This is a genomic window from Sphingobacterium sp. PCS056 (assembly GCF_023273895.1).
In the GTDB taxonomy this organism is placed as follows: Bacteria; Bacteroidota; Bacteroidia; order Sphingobacteriales; family Sphingobacteriaceae; genus Sphingobacterium.
In genome coordinates this window covers 4,469,910-4,489,116 of record NZ_CP096883.1, presented here as the reverse complement: position 1 = coordinate 4,489,116, position 19,207 = coordinate 4,469,910, and the positions used below count along the sequence as shown (strand labels likewise).

General features: G+C 37.1%; 19 protein-coding genes and 1 riboswitch. Of the genes, 8 read left to right on the top strand and 11 right to left on the bottom strand.

Annotated features, from left to right (window positions below; all coding sequences use genetic code 11):
• Positions 1 to 66: 66 nt before the first annotated feature.
• On the top strand, positions 67 to 372 hold the full coding sequence (locus MUB18_RS18820; RefSeq protein ID WP_045752120.1) for an FtsB family cell division protein: 306 nt from the start codon (positions 67 to 69) through the stop codon (positions 370 to 372).
• A gap of 87 nt (positions 373 to 459) precedes the next feature.
• Here the strand turns inward: MUB18_RS18820 and MUB18_RS18815 are convergent, their stop codons facing one another.
• The 4 genes from MUB18_RS18815 to MUB18_RS18800 all read right to left on the bottom strand — a co-directional run bounded on the left by MUB18_RS18815 (position 460) and on the right by MUB18_RS18800 (position 5,553).
• The gene (locus tag MUB18_RS18815; RefSeq protein WP_248754226.1) at positions 460 to 1,947 is read right to left on the bottom strand and encodes an amino acid permease; all 1,488 of its coding nucleotides are present in this window, start codon (positions 1,945 to 1,947) and stop codon (positions 460 to 462) included.
• A gap of 408 nt (positions 1,948 to 2,355) precedes the next feature.
• Positions 2,356 to 3,060 (bottom strand): hypothetical protein, encoded by a 705-nt coding sequence (locus tag MUB18_RS18810; protein ID WP_248754225.1) that lies wholly within the window; start codon positions 3,058 to 3,060, stop codon positions 2,356 to 2,358.
• 108 nt (positions 3,061 to 3,168) lie between these two features.
• A complete protein-coding gene (locus tag MUB18_RS18805) occupies positions 3,169 to 5,118 on the bottom strand; it encodes a M1 family metallopeptidase (RefSeq protein WP_248754224.1) in 1,950 nt (649 codons plus the stop codon).
• An 87-nt stretch (positions 5,119 to 5,205) separates the two neighbouring features.
• On the bottom strand, positions 5,206 to 5,553 hold the full coding sequence (locus MUB18_RS18800; protein WP_094773614.1) for an ArsC family reductase: 348 nt from the start codon (positions 5,551 to 5,553) through the stop codon (positions 5,206 to 5,208).
• A 264-nt stretch (positions 5,554 to 5,817) separates the two neighbouring features.
• Here MUB18_RS18800 and fbaA point away from each other — a divergent pair, with 264 nt between their 5' ends.
• Positions 5,818 to 6,897 (top strand): class II fructose-bisphosphate aldolase, encoded by a 1,080-nt coding sequence (fbaA, locus tag MUB18_RS18795; RefSeq protein WP_094773615.1) that lies wholly within the window; start codon positions 5,818 to 5,820, stop codon positions 6,895 to 6,897.
• Between the two features lie 176 nt (positions 6,898 to 7,073).
• Positions 7,074 to 7,748, top strand: a complete 675-nt coding sequence (locus tag MUB18_RS18790; protein ID WP_045756130.1) for a head GIN domain-containing protein — start codon at positions 7,074 to 7,076, stop codon at positions 7,746 to 7,748.
• 62 nt (positions 7,749 to 7,810) lie between these two features.
• On the opposite strand, the gene MUB18_RS18785 is transcribed toward MUB18_RS18790, so the two are convergent.
• The 5 genes from MUB18_RS18785 to MUB18_RS18765 all read right to left on the bottom strand — a co-directional run bounded on the left by MUB18_RS18785 (position 7,811) and on the right by MUB18_RS18765 (position 12,056).
• On the bottom strand, positions 7,811 to 8,668 hold the full coding sequence (locus MUB18_RS18785; protein ID WP_248754223.1) for a fumarylacetoacetate hydrolase family protein: 858 nt from the start codon (positions 8,666 to 8,668) through the stop codon (positions 7,811 to 7,813).
• Between the two features lie 179 nt (positions 8,669 to 8,847).
• Positions 8,848 to 9,780, bottom strand: coding sequence for a 30S ribosomal protein S6--L-glutamate ligase (gene rimK / locus MUB18_RS18780; RefSeq protein WP_045756123.1), 933 nt, complete (start codon positions 9,778 to 9,780; stop codon positions 8,848 to 8,850).
• Between the two features lie 66 nt (positions 9,781 to 9,846).
• Complete coding sequence (locus MUB18_RS18775; RefSeq protein ID WP_045756124.1) at positions 9,847 to 10,281, bottom strand: ATP-dependent zinc protease; 435 nt, start codon at positions 10,279 to 10,281, stop codon at positions 9,847 to 9,849.
• A gap of 51 nt (positions 10,282 to 10,332) precedes the next feature.
• Entirely contained in the window at positions 10,333 to 11,511 is a 1,179-nt protein-coding gene (locus MUB18_RS18770; protein WP_045756131.1) for an AIR synthase related protein, read from the bottom strand.
• A gap of 59 nt (positions 11,512 to 11,570) precedes the next feature.
• Positions 11,571 to 12,056 (bottom strand): DNA-deoxyinosine glycosylase, encoded by a 486-nt coding sequence (locus MUB18_RS18765; RefSeq protein WP_248754222.1) that lies wholly within the window; start codon positions 12,054 to 12,056, stop codon positions 11,571 to 11,573.
• A 118-nt stretch (positions 12,057 to 12,174) separates the two neighbouring features.
• Here MUB18_RS18765 and MUB18_RS18760 point away from each other — a divergent pair, with 118 nt between their 5' ends.
• From MUB18_RS18760 to MUB18_RS18740, 5 genes are all read left to right on the top strand, one after another.
• Positions 12,175 to 13,047 carry an SPFH domain-containing protein gene (locus MUB18_RS18760; protein ID WP_248754221.1) on the top strand — a complete coding sequence of 291 codons (873 nt, stop codon included), beginning with the start codon at positions 12,175 to 12,177 and terminating at the stop codon, positions 13,045 to 13,047.
• Between the two features lie 19 nt (positions 13,048 to 13,066).
• On the top strand, positions 13,067 to 13,255 hold the full coding sequence (locus MUB18_RS18755; RefSeq protein ID WP_108157420.1) for an Arc family DNA binding domain-containing protein: 189 nt from the start codon (positions 13,067 to 13,069) through the stop codon (positions 13,253 to 13,255).
• 183 nt (positions 13,256 to 13,438) lie between these two features.
• The gene (gene pepE, locus MUB18_RS18750; protein ID WP_248754220.1) at positions 13,439 to 14,143 is read left to right on the top strand and encodes a dipeptidase PepE; all 705 of its coding nucleotides are present in this window, start codon (positions 13,439 to 13,441) and stop codon (positions 14,141 to 14,143) included.
• Between the two features lie 66 nt (positions 14,144 to 14,209).
• A complete protein-coding gene (mgtE, locus tag MUB18_RS18745) occupies positions 14,210 to 15,526 on the top strand; it encodes a magnesium transporter (protein ID WP_248754219.1) in 1,317 nt (438 codons plus the stop codon).
• A 94-nt stretch (positions 15,527 to 15,620) separates the two neighbouring features.
• Positions 15,621 to 17,354: a thiamine pyrophosphate-dependent enzyme gene (locus MUB18_RS18740; RefSeq protein ID WP_248754218.1), complete on the top strand. Its 1,734-nt coding sequence runs from the start codon at positions 15,621 to 15,623 to the stop codon at positions 17,352 to 17,354.
• 65 nt (positions 17,355 to 17,419) lie between these two features.
• Here the strand turns inward: MUB18_RS18740 and MUB18_RS18735 are convergent, their stop codons facing one another.
• Positions 17,420 to 18,715 carry a voltage-gated chloride channel family protein gene (locus MUB18_RS18735; RefSeq protein ID WP_248754217.1) on the bottom strand — a complete coding sequence of 432 codons (1,296 nt, stop codon included), beginning with the start codon at positions 18,713 to 18,715 and terminating at the stop codon, positions 17,420 to 17,422.
• A gap of 48 nt (positions 18,716 to 18,763) precedes the next feature.
• A riboswitch (Fluoride riboswitch) is annotated at positions 18,764 to 18,826 on the bottom strand.
• A 5-nt stretch (positions 18,827 to 18,831) separates the two neighbouring features.
• Positions 18,832 to 19,206, bottom strand: coding sequence for a DUF423 domain-containing protein (locus MUB18_RS18730; RefSeq protein ID WP_045752838.1), 375 nt, complete (start codon positions 19,204 to 19,206; stop codon positions 18,832 to 18,834).
• Between the last annotated feature and the right edge of the window lies 1 nt (position 19,207).

Sequence of the window (19,207 nt, the reverse complement as noted above, 5' to 3'; positions counted from 1 at the left end):
CAAATAAATGTTTCTATATTTAATTGAGATTTAGCATGTATAGATCTTTAATATTACTTTTGCACTATGGATAGATTTTTAGGACTTATTCGAAATAAATATTTTCTGGCGGCAATAGCTTTTACCGTATGGATGTGTTTTTTTGATCGCAATGACTTTGCAACGCAATATAGCTACCAACATCAAAAAAGTAATTTAGAACGAGAGAAGGCTTTTTATGAGAAAGAGAATCAGAGTATCATCGAAACGATTACTGACATTAGATCTGATCAACGTGAAGTCCAGCGTATAGCGCGAGAAAAGTATAAGATGAAGAAGGAAAATGAAGACGTTTATATCGTGACAGAGGTGGAACCCAAAGAAAAAGAATAATATATCATGCTACTCGCTGGTTTATGGTCATAAGCGCATTGATAATATCAAAAAAGGCTGTTTCATCAATGAAACAGCCTTTTTTGATTAGTCTTTTAATTTATGTTCTTCGGCATACTCTTTTCGGATTTTCGAATGTTTCTTGCTATATACAAAATAGATAATGACACCAATTAGCATCCAAATACCTAAGCGTTCCCAAGACTCAATCGGTAAAGAAGCCATCATCAGCACACAGACCAATATTCCCAATACTGGAATAAGTGGTACAAATGGAGTTTTAAATGGTCTTTCCAAATTAGGTTCTGTCTTACGCAATACTAAGATTCCTATACAAACTAAAGTAAAGGCAAATAAAGTACCTATACTAACCATATGACCTAGATCGGATACTGGAACAAATCCTGCAAATATACTGACGAAAACCATGAAAATTAAGTTTGTTTTCCATGGGGTTTGTCTTTTGGAAAGATCTGAAAATATTTTAGGTAATAAACCATCTTTACTCATGGAGTAAAATACACGGCTTTGTCCTAGCAACATAACTAAGATTACTGAAGTGTAACCTGCAATAATCGTTACGATCAGTGCTGTGTTTAGAAAGGTATATCCTGTTTTAGCAAAAGCTGTAGCAACTGGTTTTGCATCACCTTTAAATTCCGTATAAGGTGCTAAACCTGTCAATACATAAGAAAATAATACATAAAGTAAAGTACAGATAATTAATGATCCGATGATGCCTATCGGCATGCCTTTTTTAGGGTTTTTTGCTTCTTGTGCAGCAGTACTTACGGCATCAAAACCAATAAAAGCAAAAAAGACAACGCCTGCCGCTCTTAGAATTCCACTGAAACCAAAATGCCCAAAGTCATCGCTTCCGAGAAAACTCCAAAAGCCCAATTGACCACTTTTTACCAGTTCTTCACCATGGTTGACAGGAATGAATGGCGTGTGATTTGCTGGGTCTATGAATCCCCACCCTAATACGATGAAAATTAAAACTACAGCTACTTTTAATACAACTAAAATATTGTTTACAAATGAAGATTCTTCTGTACCGCGCATGAGCAGTAACGACAGCAAACAAACAATAATGATAGCAGGAACATTCACAATACCACCTTCCCAAGGTCCATGTAAAAATTGTGTTGGAATTTCAACCCCTAATGTGAGTAAGAGCTGATTGAAGTACTGCGACCAGCTTACTGAGACTGTCGCTGCGGCAAGTGCATATTCCAGTACAAGATCCCATCCGATGATCCAAGCCATAAATTCGCCCATTGTTGCATATGAATAGGTATATGCCGATCCTGCAACCGGGATCATAGAGGCAAATTCGGCGTAGCATAATCCTGCAAAACCACAGCCCACAGCTGCGATAATAAAGGAAAGCACGACAGCAGGACCAGCATGATCTGCCGCTGCTATACCTGTCAGTGAGAATAATCCGGCACCAATGATTGCACCTACACCCAAAGCAATAAGACCAGAACTGGAGAGTGTACGTTTTAATGTTCCCTGACCGTTAAGTTCTGCTTCTGCAATTAACTTGCTAATCGATTTTTTAAAAAGCATATATTTATTTTATAATTGAGTTGTTTTTTAAACTAATATTGATTGTCTTTTCAAAGTCAAATATAGTTTAATAAATGAAAAAAAAGGAAGTTTTTTTTAGTCTCTATATTGATATTGTGATAATTAATGTTTAATACGCTTTCGTAAATTATTTTACAAACTTGGACTTTTTAGATGTACAAATGGTAAAATTTTTATATTGGACCAAGAGATGTATATTTTAACGTTTACATATGGTGGATAAATTCCTCCACTATGCGGAATGATGGGCTGGTCAATGAACAAAATGTATTTGTTGAGATTGAAACTTATTTATTTGAGTTGGACATAAAAAGTTCATAAATAACAAAAAGCTTTTAACTGGATATTCCAGTTAAAAGCTTTTGCATTAAGGGTAAAACCAAAGAATTACTTTCGTTTGTTGGTATTGAATTTCTTGTAGGAATCCATCACATAAATTTTGATATCCTCTGCTGAGGCTTGCTCAATGAATTTATAGCTAGGTCTGTATTGCTCTTTAAAAAGAGCTAATTCAGGATCTCTAAGCGGAGTTAGAGACTGGATTAAATCTGTTGTGAATTTGCGATCAATAACTCTTTTATGCTGTTCTTCAACTAAGAGTTTATAGTTTTGACGAGCCTTCTTTGCATCTTTGCCAAATATGCGGGAAGGGGAAAGACGGATTCCTCCACGTTCTTGCCCTACATCCGAATATTTACCAGCGAGTTTTGTTGCCTCTATTTCTGCTTTAAGACGACTATCGGTCATACGTTCAATATATACTTCATTAAGTTCGATCGCATTGTTTAGTCGATTGAGATAAATTCTTTTAACACCATAATCATATACAAAGACTGTATCTTTTTCATAACCAGTTGCTTCAATCGCTAAGTAGTCATTCAATTGAACATCAATCGCAAAATTACCTTCTTGATCTGTCTCTACCGTTGTATTGGTACGTAGATTTTTAATTGAAACTCCACCTATTCTTTGACTGCTTGTGAGTTCCAGCGTAATCCCTTTTACCTTTTCTTGTGCTCGCACTTCAGTAAAAAGACTACTAACACCTAGCATTGCAAATAGGCTTAAACTATGTATAATTGTTATTCTCATTTTAAGTGTTTTATTATCAAAAATACATAATTATAAGGAGTAATGTGCTTAAAACGATTTTTTTTAAATAAAAATCTCCTAATTAAATGTATAGAAGATTTTTATCTTTTATTTAGCTGTCCAGATATTGTTTTCGGGAACATGATCTGGAAAAACATGATCTGGATCCAGTTGGACAGATGTTAAAGGCTCTCGCGAATCAAGCTTGAAATCGAAAGATTTATTTCTTTCCCAAATTTCTACAGGTAATTTTTTGCGGATTTTCTTCCCAGATGCTGTTGTCGCTTCTACTACGACAGGCATTGGTAGTTTTTCTAGATTTTGAATAGTGATGACAGCACCTAGCTTAGGGTCATTTTTAATATACGATACCTGGGTAATGGCTTGATCGACACGCCAATTGTTTAGAAACCATCCGCGCCAAAACCAGTTTAAATTTTCACCTGTACCATTTTCTATGGAGCGGAAAAAATCTTCTGGAGTTGGATGTTTATATGCCCAATCTGAAATGTATTTTTTAAAAGCAAAATCAAAACGCTCTTTGCCGATGATCTCGTTGCGCAGTAATTTTAATCCATAAGCTGGTTTGTAATAAAGTAAAATACCAATATTACGTTCGTCCATGCTTTGTGGTGTATTCATAATCGCTTCCAATCGCGGATCGGTAAATCGAACTGCTTGGCTGTTTGGATCACCCACTTGTTTGAAATATTCGCCATTATTAAAACTTTCTGTTGCGATTTCATTTATGAATGAATTGAAGCCTTCATCCATCCATCCAAACTCTCTTTCATTGCTGGACACAATCATCGGGAACCAATTATGCCCAAATTCATGATTTGTGACGCCCCATAGAGATCCTGCTTTGGCTCTATTACCACAAAAGGATAACGCTGGATATTCCATTCCTCCGACGTTTGATGCTACATTGACCGCTACAGGGTAGGGGTATTCAAACCATTTATTGGAATAATGTTCAATTGCTGCTTTTGTATATTCGGACGATCTTTCCCAGGCATTGTTGCCGTTACTTTCTTCTGGATATGCGGATATAGCAAGTGATTTTTTTCCACTAGCTAAATTAATTTTTACAGCATCTAGTATAAATGATGTAGAAGATGCCCATGCAATATCTTGGGCATTATATAGACTGTACTTCCACGTTAAACTTTTTTTGTTTGGTCTTGAGTTTGCTTGAGCGACTTCTTGTGCAGAACGGATCACGATTGTTTGGTCACTATTTTTCGCGTTTTCGTATCGTTTTAACTGTTCTGACGTAAATACTTCTTGAGGATTGAGTAATTCGCCTCCGAGTACAACGATGTGATTTGCTGGCGCTGTGATTTCGACTTGGTAATTACCAAATTCGCGATAAAATTCTCCTGGTCCGGTATACGGTAGGGTATTCCAACCTCTGATATTGTCATATACACACAATCGTGGAAACCATTGTGCAATAGCAAAAATATTGCCTTTTGCTGTTTTTAATATCCCCGTACGATCGGCACCATATTCTGGAATGGTGTAGGAGTACTGTATTTTAAAACCTGCTTTTCCGCCTTTAGCAGCTATTGCTTTTGGAAGTCGAATTTGCATGCGGGTATCTGTAATGATATAATCCACGGGATTACCTGCTTGATCAGTAACTGATGCTACAGTATATCCTCCATCAAAGTTGGTGTTGGCATCGCCGTACCTGCTTTTTGTCAATGGTGTAATAGCAGTCCCTCGACCTTCTTTGGAGAACATATTTTGGTCCAATTGCAGCCAGACATAGTCTAATTGATCGGGACTATTGTTGGTGTAGTTTATTTCGACTTTTCCTGCAATTGTATTTTTTTGATCATCTAATGTTGCCGAGATTTTATAGTCGGCATTATTCTGCCAATAGGCCGGACCTGGTTTTCCACTTGCAGAGCGAAATTCATCACCATTATTCTTGAAAAATAATGGGGCAAATGTTTCCGTATAATTGTAATTATTCTTTTGCTGAGCAACACTTAGACTTGTTAAGGATAAGGACAGAATACTTATGGACAATAGGGATAATCTTTTCATACTAAATTGTAGGACTTGTTCTGCCTAAATATAGTATGAAAAGATGTATTGTTAAATTTTTTCGGTCAAATACTGTAATTGTAACGATTATTTTAGAAAGGAACTGTACTCCTTTTCATCGAATCCAACGACAAGTTGTTTACCACCTTCTATTAATGGACGTTTGATCATACTTGTATTTTTTACTAATATCTGATTTGCTGATTTCGCATCTGTAACAGCTGCTTGATCCTCAGTAGTTAATTTTCTCCAAGTTGTTCCTTTTTTATTGACTAAGATTTCCCAACTGATTTCCTTCTCCCATTCCCTTAATTTCTCTTCCGAAATTCCTTCCTTTTTATAATCGTGAAAAGTGTAATTAAGTTTGTTTTCTTCTAACCAATTAAGTGCTTTCTTTACTGTGCTGCAGTTCTTGATGCCGTATACGTGTAACATATTTTACTCTATTTTAACCAAACTTATTGAAATGGATTATATATACAAAATAATTGGGGGCAATAGTGCAATAATAATTACTTCTGATGATACTATGTGAAATGTCTAATAACTGATATAAACAGTATTTAATATTCATTATACCTATATGTTGCTGAAATGAAGATCAATCATAAGTGTTAGTGTAATATGTACACTTTATAAATTATGTAGAACAATATTTTTTTTTAACTTAGTCCATAAATAACAAAAGCAAATTATAATATGAGCCTAAAAGATTTTAAAGGTGTATTGACGGGAGATCAAGTACAAGAATTGTTCGAATTAGCAAAAACGCATAAATTCGCATTACCTGCAGTTAATGTAACAGGCACTAACTCGATCAATGCTGTAATGGAAACTGCTAAGGCGGTTAACTCACCTGTAATTATTCAGTTGTCGAATGGTGGAGCACAATTTTACGCTGGTAAAACATTAAATAATGATGGTTTAAAAGCATGTATTCTAGGTGCTGTAGCTGCTGCGCAACACGTTCATCTATTGGCAGAGCACTATGGTGTTGCAGTAATTTTGCATACTGACCACGCTGCTAAAAAATTATTACCTTGGATCGACGGTCTATTAGATGCTGGAGAGAAATTTTTTGCGCAACATGGCAAACCATTATTCTCTTCCCATATGTTAGATTTATCTGAAGAGCCTATCGAAGAAAACATCGAAATCTCTGCAAAATACTTAGCACGCATGAAACCACTTGGTATGACTGTAGAAATTGAACTGGGCGTTACAGGTGGTGAAGAAGATGGTGTTGACAACTCAGATGTTGATAGCTCAAAATTATATACGCAACCTGAAGAGGTGGCTTATGCTTACGAAGAATTATCTAAAGTTTCTGATAAATTTACTGTAGCAGCTGCCTTTGGCAATGTACACGGTGTGTATAAACCAGGAAATGTAAAATTACAACCTGTTATTTTACATAATTCACAAGAATATATTCGTGAGAAATTCAATTTAACAGCTGAAAAACCTGTTAATTTTGTTTTCCATGGTGGATCGGGCTCTTCTCCTGAAGAGATTGAAGAAGCAATTTCTTACGGTGCTATCAAAATGAATATCGATACAGATATGCAATGGGCTATGTGGGATGGTGTTCGTGAATACGAAGCTAAAAACCATGATTACTTGCAAGGTCAAATCGGCAATCCTGAAGGTGCTGATTCACCCAATAAGAAATACTATGATCCTCGCGTATGGTTACGTAAAGGTGAAGAGGCTTTCGTAACTCGTTTGAAACAAGCTTTTCAAGAGTTAAATGCGATCGATATCAATAACAAATTGTAATATCGTATACGACTGCTAAAAGCAGTTATTAAAGCGTATGAAGTGTATGTCACTTCATACGCTTTTTTTGTTAACGCTTTGTTTTTATTATTTTTGTTAAAATGTGCTAAATAGTAAGTTAAATTCACAAATGGTGCATATTTTGTATAATGATTATACGAATAGAATATATGGTTATGAAAAAATTAGGATTAGGTGCTATTTTATGTTTTATTGCCCAATTGGGTATTGCTCAGATAAAGCAAAATGTGGGAACGTTTAACTCCGTTGATGTTACGGATAAAATTCAGGTCGAATTAATACAGGGTACTTCCAATGAGGTCGTGACCGAAGGAACTAATTCTGAAAATATTCAAGTGATCAACAAGAACGGTGCATTGCGTATCAAGATGAATACGCTAAACGCATTACAGGGAAATAATATCAATGTCAAGGTCTATTTTCAATCGTTGAAAAGTTTATCTGCAAAAAAAGGCGCTAAGATTATCAATAGACAGAACAGTCAGATTTCTGCTGATCAATTAAGCGTATCTGCTGCCGAAGGAGGTCTGATCGTTGTCTATGTGGAGACTAAAAAGGTTGATGTCAAGTCAACTTCAGGTTCTACCGTATCTCTAATGGGAAAAAGTATCACACAGGATGTTATTTCTAATTTCGGAGGCAAGTATGAGGGAAAAGATTTAATTACTGATGTGACCAATGTGACTGTTAATGGGGGAGGAAACGCGGTGGTGTATGTTAAAGATTCGATAATCGCTAAAACTCGTGCTGGTGGTATCATCGATGTTTATGGTAAACCTCCACACACATCGGAAAAAAAATTAGCTGGTGGTACTATAAATTACAAATAGTCTGCCGGACAGACATAAAAAAAGCACTTCGTCTCAGAAGTGCTTTTTTTATGTCTGTAATATCAGTCTTTTTGATAGTTGATTATTTTATTTTTTGAAATTCCTAATCCTTCTATTCCATACTCGATTTCGTCTCCTTCTACTAAAAATCGTTGTGGTACATGACCTATACCTGTGCCTGATGGTGAACCGGTTGAAATAATATCTCCTGGAAATAAGCCAAAGAAGTCGGATATATAGGAAATCAATTCTTTGACAGGAGTGATGAAATCTTTTGTATTTCCTTCTTGCATGAGTGTACCGTTAAGTTTTAACCAAATGCGTAAATTTCCATCATCTTTGATTTCATCTTTAGTTACAAAATAAGGCCCTAGAGGTGCAAAGGTATTGTATCCTTTTCCTTTGTCCCAAGTGCCACCTCGATGTTTCATAAAATGACGCTCGGTTACATCATTCATCATCACATATCCAGCGATATAATCGGTTGATTCTGTTACTGGTACATGGGTTCCTTTTTTGCCAATTACTACAGCGAGTTCAGTTTCCCAGTCGGTATGGAAAGAATTTTTAGGGATCATAATGTCATCAAACGGCCCGTTTAATGCCGAGATAGCTTTTAAAAATAAAATAGGCTCTTGCTCTTGTACCAGTCCTGTTTCTGCTGCATGATCAGAGTAGTTGAGACCTACACATACGATTTTATTTGGATTGGCCATTGGAGTTCCGATGCGACTATCGGGTGGTATTGCTTTAAGATTTGCTTGATTTTTTGAAATAAACGCTTCTAATCGTTCGATTCCTCCTGTGGCAAGAAAATTATTGTCATAATCTTCACCAAAATCAGAGGTATCATAGTGGATATTGTTGATTAAAATTCCTGTTTTTTCTTCATTTAATTTTCCGTATCGAAATAGCTTCATAGCATCTAAATAGTTATTCGGCAAATGTACCCGTATATTCCTATTCTTTCGTTTTGCTATTGTCAAAATGTCGTGATCGTATAAAGCTTGATTGTATCATTGCTTTTACTTCCTGGTGTTTTCTTTCGTTTTTAAATTTATTTATAAAAAAAGGTTCCTTTTTTTTAGGAACCTCCATTTTATAAATTACTTTCTTTCTTTTTCTTTTTACGAATTTCGGGCTTAGCCGCTTTTTTCAATTCATATTGCTTTTCAAGATATATGATTATTTCACCTGCTATATCTTTTTTTGTTGCTTTTTCTATGCCCTCTAATCCTGGAGATGAATTTACTTCCAGCACTAATGGGCCTCTGTCTGAAGGCATCATATCAACACCACATACTGTTAAACCCATAGAGGCCGCAGCAGCAATAGCCGTCTCCCGCTCGCTCTTCGTCAGCCTGATAATTTCAGCGGTTCCTCCGCGGTGGATGTTTGATCTGAATTCGCCTTCTTTGGCCGTTCTTTTCATTGCACCGACTACTTTTCCTCCGACTACAAAAGCACGAATATCTGTTCCCTTTGCTTCCTTGATATACTCTTGGATTAATATATTATTTCCCAAGCCGTAAAAAGCTTCGATAACAGAGGATGCAGCTTTTTTAGTCTCTGCTAATACGACTCCAATTCCCTGTGTTCCTTCTAAGAGTTTGATCACCAATGGTGCACCACCAACCATACTGATAAGATCGTCCACATCGGAAGTTGTGCGAGCAAATCCAGTAATGGGAAGTCCTATTCCTGCTCCGGAGAGGATCTGCATACAGCGAAGCTTGTCTCTTGAGCGGGTAATGGCTTGACTTGGATTGGCAGATATAACACCCATAACTTCAAATTGTCTTACAATGGCCGAACCATAGAAAGTTACTGAAGCCCCAATACGGGGGATGATCGCATCAATATCTGAAATATCTTGACCTTTATAATGGATGCTGGGTTTGCCTTGTTGAATTCCTACATAGCATTTGCTATGATCGATGACAACGCATTCATGTCCACGTTTTTCTGCGGCTTCTACTAATCGACGTGTCGAGTATAAGCTTTTAACTGTTGATAATACAGCGATTTTCACTTTGCTATGATTAGAATTATTTAATTGTAATGTTGGTAAATTAACAAATATGTATGAACATTAGTTTTACCCAACGGCTTTTTGAGATAAGTTAGACCTTGAGACGTCCACGATAAATTTTTTAGACAGGAAACTTTTTCCTAATAACATGGGATATCGCATGGACGAGCGGTTTCTAAAAGATAACTTGATTTCGAATGATTGATTGTACAATCTTGCTTTCGTAAGAATATAATAACGTTTTTCTTTTTGACCGAATGAACTTTTGACGATTTTTTCTCTATAAACAGGAAACTTAAATATGCGAAGTTCTCCTGTTTTAAAATTAACGATTATTTGGCAAATAATCCACTTATGATTATCAATTATTTTAACCTCATATGATTCACAATGTAAAACAGAGGAGCCTGCTCCAGTATCCACTTTAGCCTCAATGTTAAAAATACCAAGTTCTGGTAAATCTAATGATTCTTTCCATCCCACAATTAGTTTATCTTTCATGGCTATAGGGTACGATGAGGCTTGTGATTAATCAAGCCTCATGCTATTTTATTATTCGTAAACAAATTCGCCGTAAGGAGATTTTACTGTTACCTGTTTTGTAGCAGATGCTTCTACGCGACCAATAATTTGAGCTGGAATACCAAAAGATTCAGATATTGAAATAATTGCAGATGCGATTTCTTCAGGTACATATAGTTCCATACGATGTCCCATATTGAATACTTTATACATTTCTTTCCAATCGGTGTTTGATTCTTTTTGAATTAGTTCAAACAGGGGAGGAATCGGGAATAAGTTGTCTTTGATGACATGAACTTCATCAACAAAATGCAAAACTTTTGTTTGTGCACCACCTGAACAATGTACCATACCATCAATCTGTGAACGATACTGATCTAAAATCTGTTTGATGACTGGAGCGTATGTGCGAGTTGGTGAAAGTACCAATTTACCTGCAGTAATTTTTTCTCCTGTCTCCACAGTGATGGTGTCAGTTAAATTTTGACTACCTGCAAATACTAGTTCATAAGGAACAGCGGGATCAAAGCTTTCGGCATATTTTTCTGCAATACTTTTATTAAAAACATCATGGCGCGCTGAGGTCAATCCGTTTGAACCCATACCACCATTATATTCTTTTTCGTAAGTAGCCGTACCCGATGATGACAAGCCAACGATTACATTACCTGCTTTTATCTTATGATTTGAAATAATGTCCTCACGTTTCATGCGGCATGTCACGGTACTATCTACGATAATGGTACGTACCAGATCACCTACATCTGCAGTTTCTCCACCGGTTGAATAGATTCCGATGCCCATTTCACGCAATTCACCTAGAATTTCTTCAGTACCATTGATAATTTCAGCAAGTACTTCTCCCGGAATGACATTTTTATTACGACCAATGGTTGATGATAGTAGGATATTATCAGTAGCACCTACACAAAGTAAATCATCTAAATTCATGATAATTGCATCTTGAGCTATTCCTCGCCATACCGATAGATCACCTGTTTCTTTCCAGTAAACATAGGCCAATGAAGATTTTGTGCCTGCGCCATCAGCGTGCATAATATTACACCACTGCTCATCACCTCCTAGAATATCAGGGATGATTTTACAAAAAGCTTTTGGATACAATCCTTTATCGATGTTCTTAATAGCATTGTGTACATCCTCTTTACCTGCGGATACACCTCTTTGGTTATATTTTAAATCTGACATGTTGCTGCAAAAATAAGGATTCAATATGAATTTTAAGATTTTATTGTAGGAAATATTTGTTAATCTTTTTTTAATAAAAGTGACCATTCCTGAAGTAATTTTTCCAAAGAGTATCGCGCATTTGCGGGACTGGTACTAGGTAGTGTATAATATTGATAGTGTTCGCTCTTTGTAAAATGCTTTTCATATACATGATGGGCTTTTTGTCCATTGAAAATGATCGTCTTTAATCGCGGGTGCTGTGAAATGAAATGCGGAAGATCATTCGGTATCTCTTCTACAATATCAAGATCCATACTTCCCTTTCTTTTGGCTCGGGCACATACATCCCACAGTCCAATCTGATTTTCTAATAGCAAGTCGAGCTTTTGAGGATAAGAAAGCGAAGCAGTCTTGTTGAAAATGTGCTGCATTAATTTCCAAAACCGATTTTGAGGATGGGCATAATATTGTTGCTCATGAATCGATTTATCTCCAGGCAATGAACCTAATATTAAGATCTGAATTTCTTTATGCTCAATGGGTAAAAAAGATTGTTTAAACATGGGGTATATATGCAATAATAACGAAGATAAAAATTACTTTTTGATATTAAATATTTTTTTTGGAAATGACATCTTTATGGTATATATTTGATATCAAAATAATATCAAATATTAAATTATGGAAAAATTAATTAAACCCTTGTCTGGCTATTTAGCGCTATTAATGGCTATTATTCTTTTTGTATTGGGTATTGTCTGCTTCTTTCAAGCGAATGATTCTGTATGGTATGTAATGGTGGGGATTTTATGTATTTTAACTGCTTTATTCTTATTAAAGGGTTTAATGATTATTAATCCAAACCATTCCCGTGTTTTGAATTTTTTTGGACGTTACGTGGGTACAGTAAAAGAAAATGGATTATTTTTTGTCAATCCTTTATATTCGACCTTAAATGTTAGTTTACGATCGGATAACTTGCAAGGTCAGACGTTAAAGGTCAATGATAAGATGGGAAATCCTATTGAGATCGGTGCAGTTATTGTTTGGCAGGTAGGGGATACCTACAAAGCAACTTATGATGTCACGAATTACACTTCTTATGTCCGTACGCAAAGTGAGGCAGCGGTGAGGCATCTGGCAGGGAGTTTTCCGTATGATAATTTAGAAATCGATCCCAACAATCAAGCTACAATCACGTTGCGCGAGGGTGGTGATACCGTAAATCATATATTGGAAAAAGAGCTGTTAGACCGATTGGCTCCTGCTGGTATTATCATCAAAGAGGCGCGTATCAGTCATTTGGCTTATGCATCGGAGATTGCTGGGGCGATGTTACAGCGACAACAAGCTACGGCAATTGTTGCTGCACGTGCCAAAATTGTTGAAGGTGCAGTAGGAATGGTGGAGATGGCTTTACAAAGGTTGTCCGAAAAGGATATTGTAGAATTGGATAATGACAAAAAAGCAGCTATGGTGAGCAATCTTATGGTCGTACTGTGTGGTGAAAAGGCAGCCTCTCCAGTATTGAACACAGGGACTTTGTATCAATAGTATAAGTAAGTTAAAAAGTATGGCGGAAAAAAAGAATTTCATGCTCCGGATAGAGAGTGATGTATATAAAGCATTGGAAAAATGGTCTGCCGACGAATTTAGGAGCGTGAATGGGCAAATTGAATATTTATTGCACAAGGCTTTGAAACAGGAGAAGCGCTTGGAGGATAAAAAAAAGAAGACCGATGTCAATAAGTCGATAGAATGAAGATTTTTTAGAATAATTTTTAATCCGGAGTAAGAGTAGTAAATTGATTCTGTTGCAGAGATACAATTGGGCTAGCGTGAAAATAAAGATTTTATTAAATCTTTTTCACGCTAGCTTTTTTTGTATTGGAATAACATAATAAATTCTAAATTTGAAGGATTTTTAGGTAGTAAGATAATGGATATGAATAGTAATATTAGATTGCTTGTTATCAGTACGAGCACCATTCACGGAAGTTCTTTTTTGACTTATATAAAAGACGATTTGGTTGATTTTATTCAAACTGATGAATTGATTTTTGTACCCTACGCAAGACCTTCTGGTATTTCTTATGATGAATACACGGCAAATGTGCAGACAGCTCTGGCAGATAAAGGTATTCGTGTGAGCGGTTTACACACTTATTCGGATCAAAAAGAGGCGATTGGGCAGGCAAAGGCGATTTTTATCGGTGGGGGAAATACTTTTCTTTTGTTGAAGACCTTGTATGAATTAGACCTTGTCAATGATTTGAAGGCAGCAGTCGCCGCAGGATTGCGATATGTTGGTACCTCTGCAGGATCTAATTTAACTGGATTGACAATCGGAACAACTAACGATATGCCCATTGTATATCCGCCTAGTTTTGATGCCTTGCAATTTTTACCTTTCAATCTTAATCCTCATTATCTTGATCCGGATCCCAATTCTACCCATAAAGGTGAAACAAGAGAAACCCGAATACGCGAGTTTCATCAATTTAATACTCAAGCTGTTTTAGGCTTGAGAGAGGGGAGCTGGCTCCATGTTGAAAATGCTCAAATTGAACTTAAGGGTACTTTATCCGCCAGATTGTTTCAACAAGGGAAGGAACCGATTGAGCTCCAGCCTGGCCACCTTCAATTTTGAATATTTCTATCATGATATTTTTCGTTTAGTTTTCAACATCTCGCGGAGACAAAAAAGTAACTATGTATGGGTAAAAAAATAAAAATACATCCCGCAGATCTTGCCGAGGCTCTAAGTACATTGGATCAAGAGGCCCTGTATCAACAATTCAATCAATATGATTTTGAATTAAGACTCGAAATTTTTTCTTTTTTAGAGAAGGATGTTCAATATAGATTGGCGCGATCTCTATCGGAGTCGCAATTATCGGAATTGCTTAATAATCTGAAACCGGATATTAGGAATCAGTTGTTTTCTGAATTACCCGATGATCTGATTAAGTATTTAATCAATCTATTGAATGAACGTGAGAAGCAGTTGGCGCTAAAGTTGATTGGTTATGCCGAAAACAGTATTGCCCGTTTGATGACGCCCATGTACGTACAAGTACGACCTTATTTTACAGTTGAACATGTATTTAAACATATTAAGTTATTTGGTAAGAAAGCTGAAACCTTAAATTTTATTTATGTGGTCGATGAAAATAATGTATTGATTGATGATTTGAAAATTGGCGAACTGCTATTAGCTGATGCGGATACTAAGATTTCAGAATTGATCGATTATAATTTCGTCTCCATAAAAGCGGTGACTCCCATGGAGGAAGCCTTTGAGATTTTTAAAAAATATGATCGCAGTGCACTGCCTATAACGACAGAAAATGGTGTTTTGGTTGGAATTGTCACCTTTGATGATGTGCTGGATCAGATTGAAGATCGAGACACGGAGGATATCCATCGTTTTGGTGGTATGGATGAACTTGACGTTGCCTATACAAAAACCCCTTTGTTAAAGTTAATTCAAAAACGAGCAGGTTGGTTGATTATTCTATTTTTAAGTGAAATGCTTACTGCTTCGGCGATGGCTTATTTTGACGGAGAAATTGAAAAAGCGGTCGTGCTTGCTTTGTTTGTGCCACTGATTATTTCGAGTGGTGGTAATTCAGGGTCGCAGGCGGCTTCCTTAATTATTCGTGCTATGGCCTTGGGAGAGATCAAATTGAAGGACTGGTGGTATGTGATGAAAAGAGAGATTTCCTCTGGACTGATTTTAGGGGGTATACTTGGTCTTATTGGATTTTTGAGAATCTTATTATGGCAAGAATTAGGGATTTATGACTATGGTATCTATTGGGTATATATTGCTTTAAGTGTTTCCTTATCTTTGCTATTTGTTGTTCTTTGGGGTACTTTATCGGGATCTGTTATTCCATTTGTCTTACGAAGATTTGGCTTGGATCCAGCGACTGCTTCTGCACCATTTGTCGCGACTTTGGTTGATGTATCTGGATTGATTATTTACTTTACTGTTGCGGGATTATTTTTAGCTGGTAAATTATTATAACCTTTCTTAACAGAAAATTTTAAAACTGATTGTAATTTTTATTGTTATTTAAGTTGGAGAGCTATTGATTGCTCTTTGACTTAAATGATTTATTATGGCAAAGATTGTTGCAGATCAGTTAGTTGAAATGCTAGTTGAAGCAGGCGTAAAACGTGTATATGCGGTTACAGGAGATAGTCTAAATTTTTTTAATGAAGCAATCCGTAAAGATGGTCGGATCAAATGGATTCATGTCCGTCATGAGGAGGTTGGGGCTTATGCCGCTGCTGCCGAAGCGGAATTAGATGGAATTGCTTGTTGTGCGGGTAGTTGCGGTCCAGGACATGTGCATCTGATCAATGGTATGTACGATGCTCATCGTTCTCATGTTCCCCTCATTGTGATCGCATCGACGATAAACACGCCTGAAATGGGAATGGGCTATTTTCAGGAAACAAATACCATCAAGCTCTTTGATGACTGCAGTTGTTATAATCAATTAATCACTACTGCAGAGCAAGCACCAAGAATCATTCAAACAGCAATACAACATGCTATCGGACAAAAGGGTGTTGCTGTTATTGGTTTACCTGGCGATGTCTCGGAGATGAAAGCTGAAGAATCTATTGTTTCGACTCAATTGTTCCATGTAAACCCCGTCATTAGACCTTCGGATGATGAGCTGGATGTACTAGCAAAAGTTATTAATTCGAGTAAATGTGTAACTGTTTTTTGTGGTATAGGTGCTTCTGGTGCGCATGCTGAGGTGGTCCAATTGTCTCAAAAGATTTTGGCTCCCGTAGGATATTCTTTTAGGGGTAAAATGGGGATTCAACATGATAATCCCTATGAAATAGGAATGACTGGTCTGCTTGGGCAAGCTGCGGCATACCAAAGTATGCATGAGTCAGATTTGATTTTATTGCTAGGAACAGATTTTCCTTATGATAAGTTTATGCCTACTGATAATAAGATTATTCAGATTGATACAGCTGTCGAACGGTTAGGTCGACGCGCAAAATTGGAGATGGGCTTATGTGGTGATATCAAACATACTTTACAAGCCCTTCTACCTTTACTGGAACAAAAAGAAGATGCTAGTTTCCTGGAAGCTCAGCTTAAGATCTACGAAAAAGTAAAGGATAATATGCGCAGTTTTATGGAAGAGAAAGGGGGAGAAGATACCATTCAACCGGAGTATTTGGCTCATTGTATCAATGAATTAGCGACGGATAGTGCCATATTTACCGTAGATACCGGAATGACTTGTGTATGGGGAGCGCGTTTTATCACAGGGACTGGTAAGAGGCAGATGCTCGGTTCTTTTAATCATGGATCTATGGCCAATGCTATGCCAATGGCAATAGGGGCAGCTTTGTCTCATCCAGAGCGACAAGTAATTGCTTTATGTGGCGATGGTGGATTGTCGATGCTGCTTGGAGATTTGGCTACAATCAATCAGTATCAATTGCCGATAAAAATCATCGTCTTTAATAATAGGGCTTTGGGTATGGTAAAATTGGAGATGGAAGTTGCCGGTTTACCTGATAATGAAACTGATATGGTAAATCCAGATTTTGCAGCCATTGCACAGGCGATGGGCTTTAAAGGTATAAATGTTCGCAAGCCTGAAGAGGTTCGAAATGCAGTTGAATTTGCCCTGTCACATCTCGGACCTATTCTTCTTAATGTGTTTACCAATCCCAATGCATTGGCAATGCCTCCAAAAGTTGATTTTGATCAAATGGTAGGTATGGCCAAATCGATGTCTAAATTAATGCTGGGCGGAAAAATGCAGGAAGTAATTGACACCATAAAATCTAATTACAAACATCTTAAAGAGCTATAGCGCATATAATAGACAGTTCATGGCTTATTCATTTAATGATGATCCATGAGCTGTTTTTCTAGCTTTTAGAAGTTCTTTAACTTTTCGTATAGACTTGCTCTTCGAGTTCGCAAATGGAGGTAAAACCGATGCTTTGGTCCCTTTTGCATTTGAGTGGCGTATATGCCTGTTGAGCCTGAGCAAAAATACGCGATCAGGCACGCTACAGTGAAATAAATACCTGCTTCATATCCGAATAACTCAATACCCATTATTAAACACGCTAACGGTGTGTTGGTTGCTCCGGCAAAGACAGCGATGAAGCCCATTGCTGCCAGTAGCCCCAAAGGTAATGGAATGATACTAAAAAGGGCATTGCCAAGGGTAGCACCAATGAAAAACAAGGGGGTTACCTCTCCTCCTTTAAATCCGGCAGCTAGTGTGAAAGTGGTTAATAAGAGCTTGATCAAAAAATCATAAGCATTTAAAGGACTATCAAAAGATGCTAATATCGTTGGGATACCTAAGCCAATATATCGTGTATTTCCTAATAACCAAATGGTGGCCACCAATACTAATCCTCCAATAAAAGGCCGCAGTGGGGGATAGTTTATCTGGTTGAAAATAGCCGTAAAGAAATCGCTGCATCGGGTAAATAGATATGCTGCTAGTCCAAAAACAACACCTGCTGCAATTGTATAGAGCATATACTGACTATTTATTGCAGGTATGCTCTCATGGATCTGATAATGCGTGTGAGCTACATTCCAAAATGAGCAGGCATAGTTGGCTACAAAGGCGACTATGATGCTCGGTATAAATGCTTTTAATCTTGATTTACCTCCAGTAATCACTTCCAATCCAAATATTGCTCCCGCCCAAGGTGTTCCAAAAACAGAAGCGAAACCAGCACTGATCCCCATAATGATTAAAATCTTACGATCGTCCTGATTGAGTTTGAAAACTCGGGTGCATTGATCAGCGATAGCTCCACCGATTTGTACAGCTGTGCCTTCTCGTCCTGCAGATCCTCCAAAAAGATGCGTTAGAAGTGTGCTAACTAAAACTAGGGGCGCCATCCTTAGCGGGATACTCTGTTCGCTTTGGTAGTATTCTTTAAGTAGGAGGTTGTTTCCTTTACTGGATAGGCCTCCATAGTAATAATATAATATGCCAATTAGTAAACCGGCTATTGGTAATCCAACGATAATCGCTGGGTGAAGTTCGCGATAGTTGGTGACCCAAGATAAACTGGACAGAAAAAATGCCGAAATAGAACCGACTATAATGCCGATGAGCACCGTAATCGACAACCACTTTAAAATGAAAATGATTGTACGCTGAAAGGCAAATTTTGAAAAGATATTTTTTTTTGTCAACATGTCTACTTGATCATAACATACACAATTATAGATCGTGCTTTTTGCACGATCGGAGTAGACGTCATCAGCTTTATCAAGCGGTTCAGGGCAGACATCATGGCCTTATTAAGGCTAAGTTAGATAAAACGAATGATTAATGCAACCCAACCTGCTATCATCAGGAGCCCTCCTAGTGGTGTAATAGGGCCTAGGAATTTTAAGTTTTTATTCCAATACTGTGCAAATGATAAGAAGTAGAGGCTGACTGAAAAGAGTAATGTCCCCAATGTGATCCCATAGAAGGCAAATCGTTCACTATATAGATCAAATGATAGGTTAAATCCAATGATCAAGAGGGTGATGGCGGCATACATCTGGTAGCGAACACCAACTTCAAATGAGGCTAGTTTTTCTTCGCTAATCAATTTTTTAAAGGCATGTGCCCCAAAAGCGCCAAGCATAATGGCTGTAGAACCTAAAATAGCTGCTGTAATAATAACGATATGATTCATA

Coding starts and splice junctions, on each gene's coding strand:
- MUB18_RS18820 (WP_045752120.1), top strand. CDS start 67: ATGGATAGATTTTTAGGACTTATTCGAAATAAATATTTTCTGGCGGCA.
- MUB18_RS18815 (WP_248754226.1), bottom strand. CDS start 1,947: ATGCTTTTTAAAAAATCGATTAGCAAGTTAATTGCAGAAGCAGAACTT.
- MUB18_RS18810 (WP_248754225.1), bottom strand. CDS start 3,060: ATGAGAATAACAATTATACATAGTTTAAGCCTATTTGCAATGCTAGGT.
- MUB18_RS18805 (WP_248754224.1), bottom strand. CDS start 5,118: ATGAAAAGATTATCCCTATTGTCCATAAGTATTCTGTCCTTATCCTTA.
- MUB18_RS18800 (WP_094773614.1), bottom strand. CDS start 5,553: ATGTTACACGTATACGGCATCAAGAACTGCAGCACAGTAAAGAAAGCA.
- fbaA (WP_094773615.1), top strand. CDS start 5,818: ATGAGCCTAAAAGATTTTAAAGGTGTATTGACGGGAGATCAAGTACAA.
- MUB18_RS18790 (WP_045756130.1), top strand. CDS start 7,074: ATGAAAAAATTAGGATTAGGTGCTATTTTATGTTTTATTGCCCAATTG.
- MUB18_RS18785 (WP_248754223.1), bottom strand. CDS start 8,668: ATGAAGCTATTTCGATACGGAAAATTAAATGAAGAAAAAACAGGAATT.
- MUB18_RS18775 (WP_045756124.1), bottom strand. CDS start 10,281: ATGAAAGATAAACTAATTGTGGGATGGAAAGAATCATTAGATTTACCA.
- MUB18_RS18770 (WP_045756131.1), bottom strand. CDS start 11,511: ATGTCAGATTTAAAATATAACCAAAGAGGTGTATCCGCAGGTAAAGAG.
- MUB18_RS18765 (WP_248754222.1), bottom strand. CDS start 12,056: ATGTTTAAACAATCTTTTTTACCCATTGAGCATAAAGAAATTCAGATC.
- MUB18_RS18760 (WP_248754221.1), top strand. CDS start 12,175: ATGGAAAAATTAATTAAACCCTTGTCTGGCTATTTAGCGCTATTAATG.
- MUB18_RS18755 (WP_108157420.1), top strand. CDS start 13,067: ATGGCGGAAAAAAAGAATTTCATGCTCCGGATAGAGAGTGATGTATAT.
- pepE (WP_248754220.1), top strand. CDS start 13,439: ATGAATAGTAATATTAGATTGCTTGTTATCAGTACGAGCACCATTCAC.
- mgtE (WP_248754219.1), top strand. CDS start 14,210: ATGGGTAAAAAAATAAAAATACATCCCGCAGATCTTGCCGAGGCTCTA.
- MUB18_RS18740 (WP_248754218.1), top strand. CDS start 15,621: ATGGCAAAGATTGTTGCAGATCAGTTAGTTGAAATGCTAGTTGAAGCA.
- MUB18_RS18735 (WP_248754217.1), bottom strand. CDS start 18,715: ATGTTGACAAAAAAAAATATCTTTTCAAAATTTGCCTTTCAGCGTACA.
- MUB18_RS18730 (WP_045752838.1), bottom strand. CDS start 19,206: ATGAATCATATCGTTATTATTACAGCAGCTATTTTAGGTTCTACAGCC.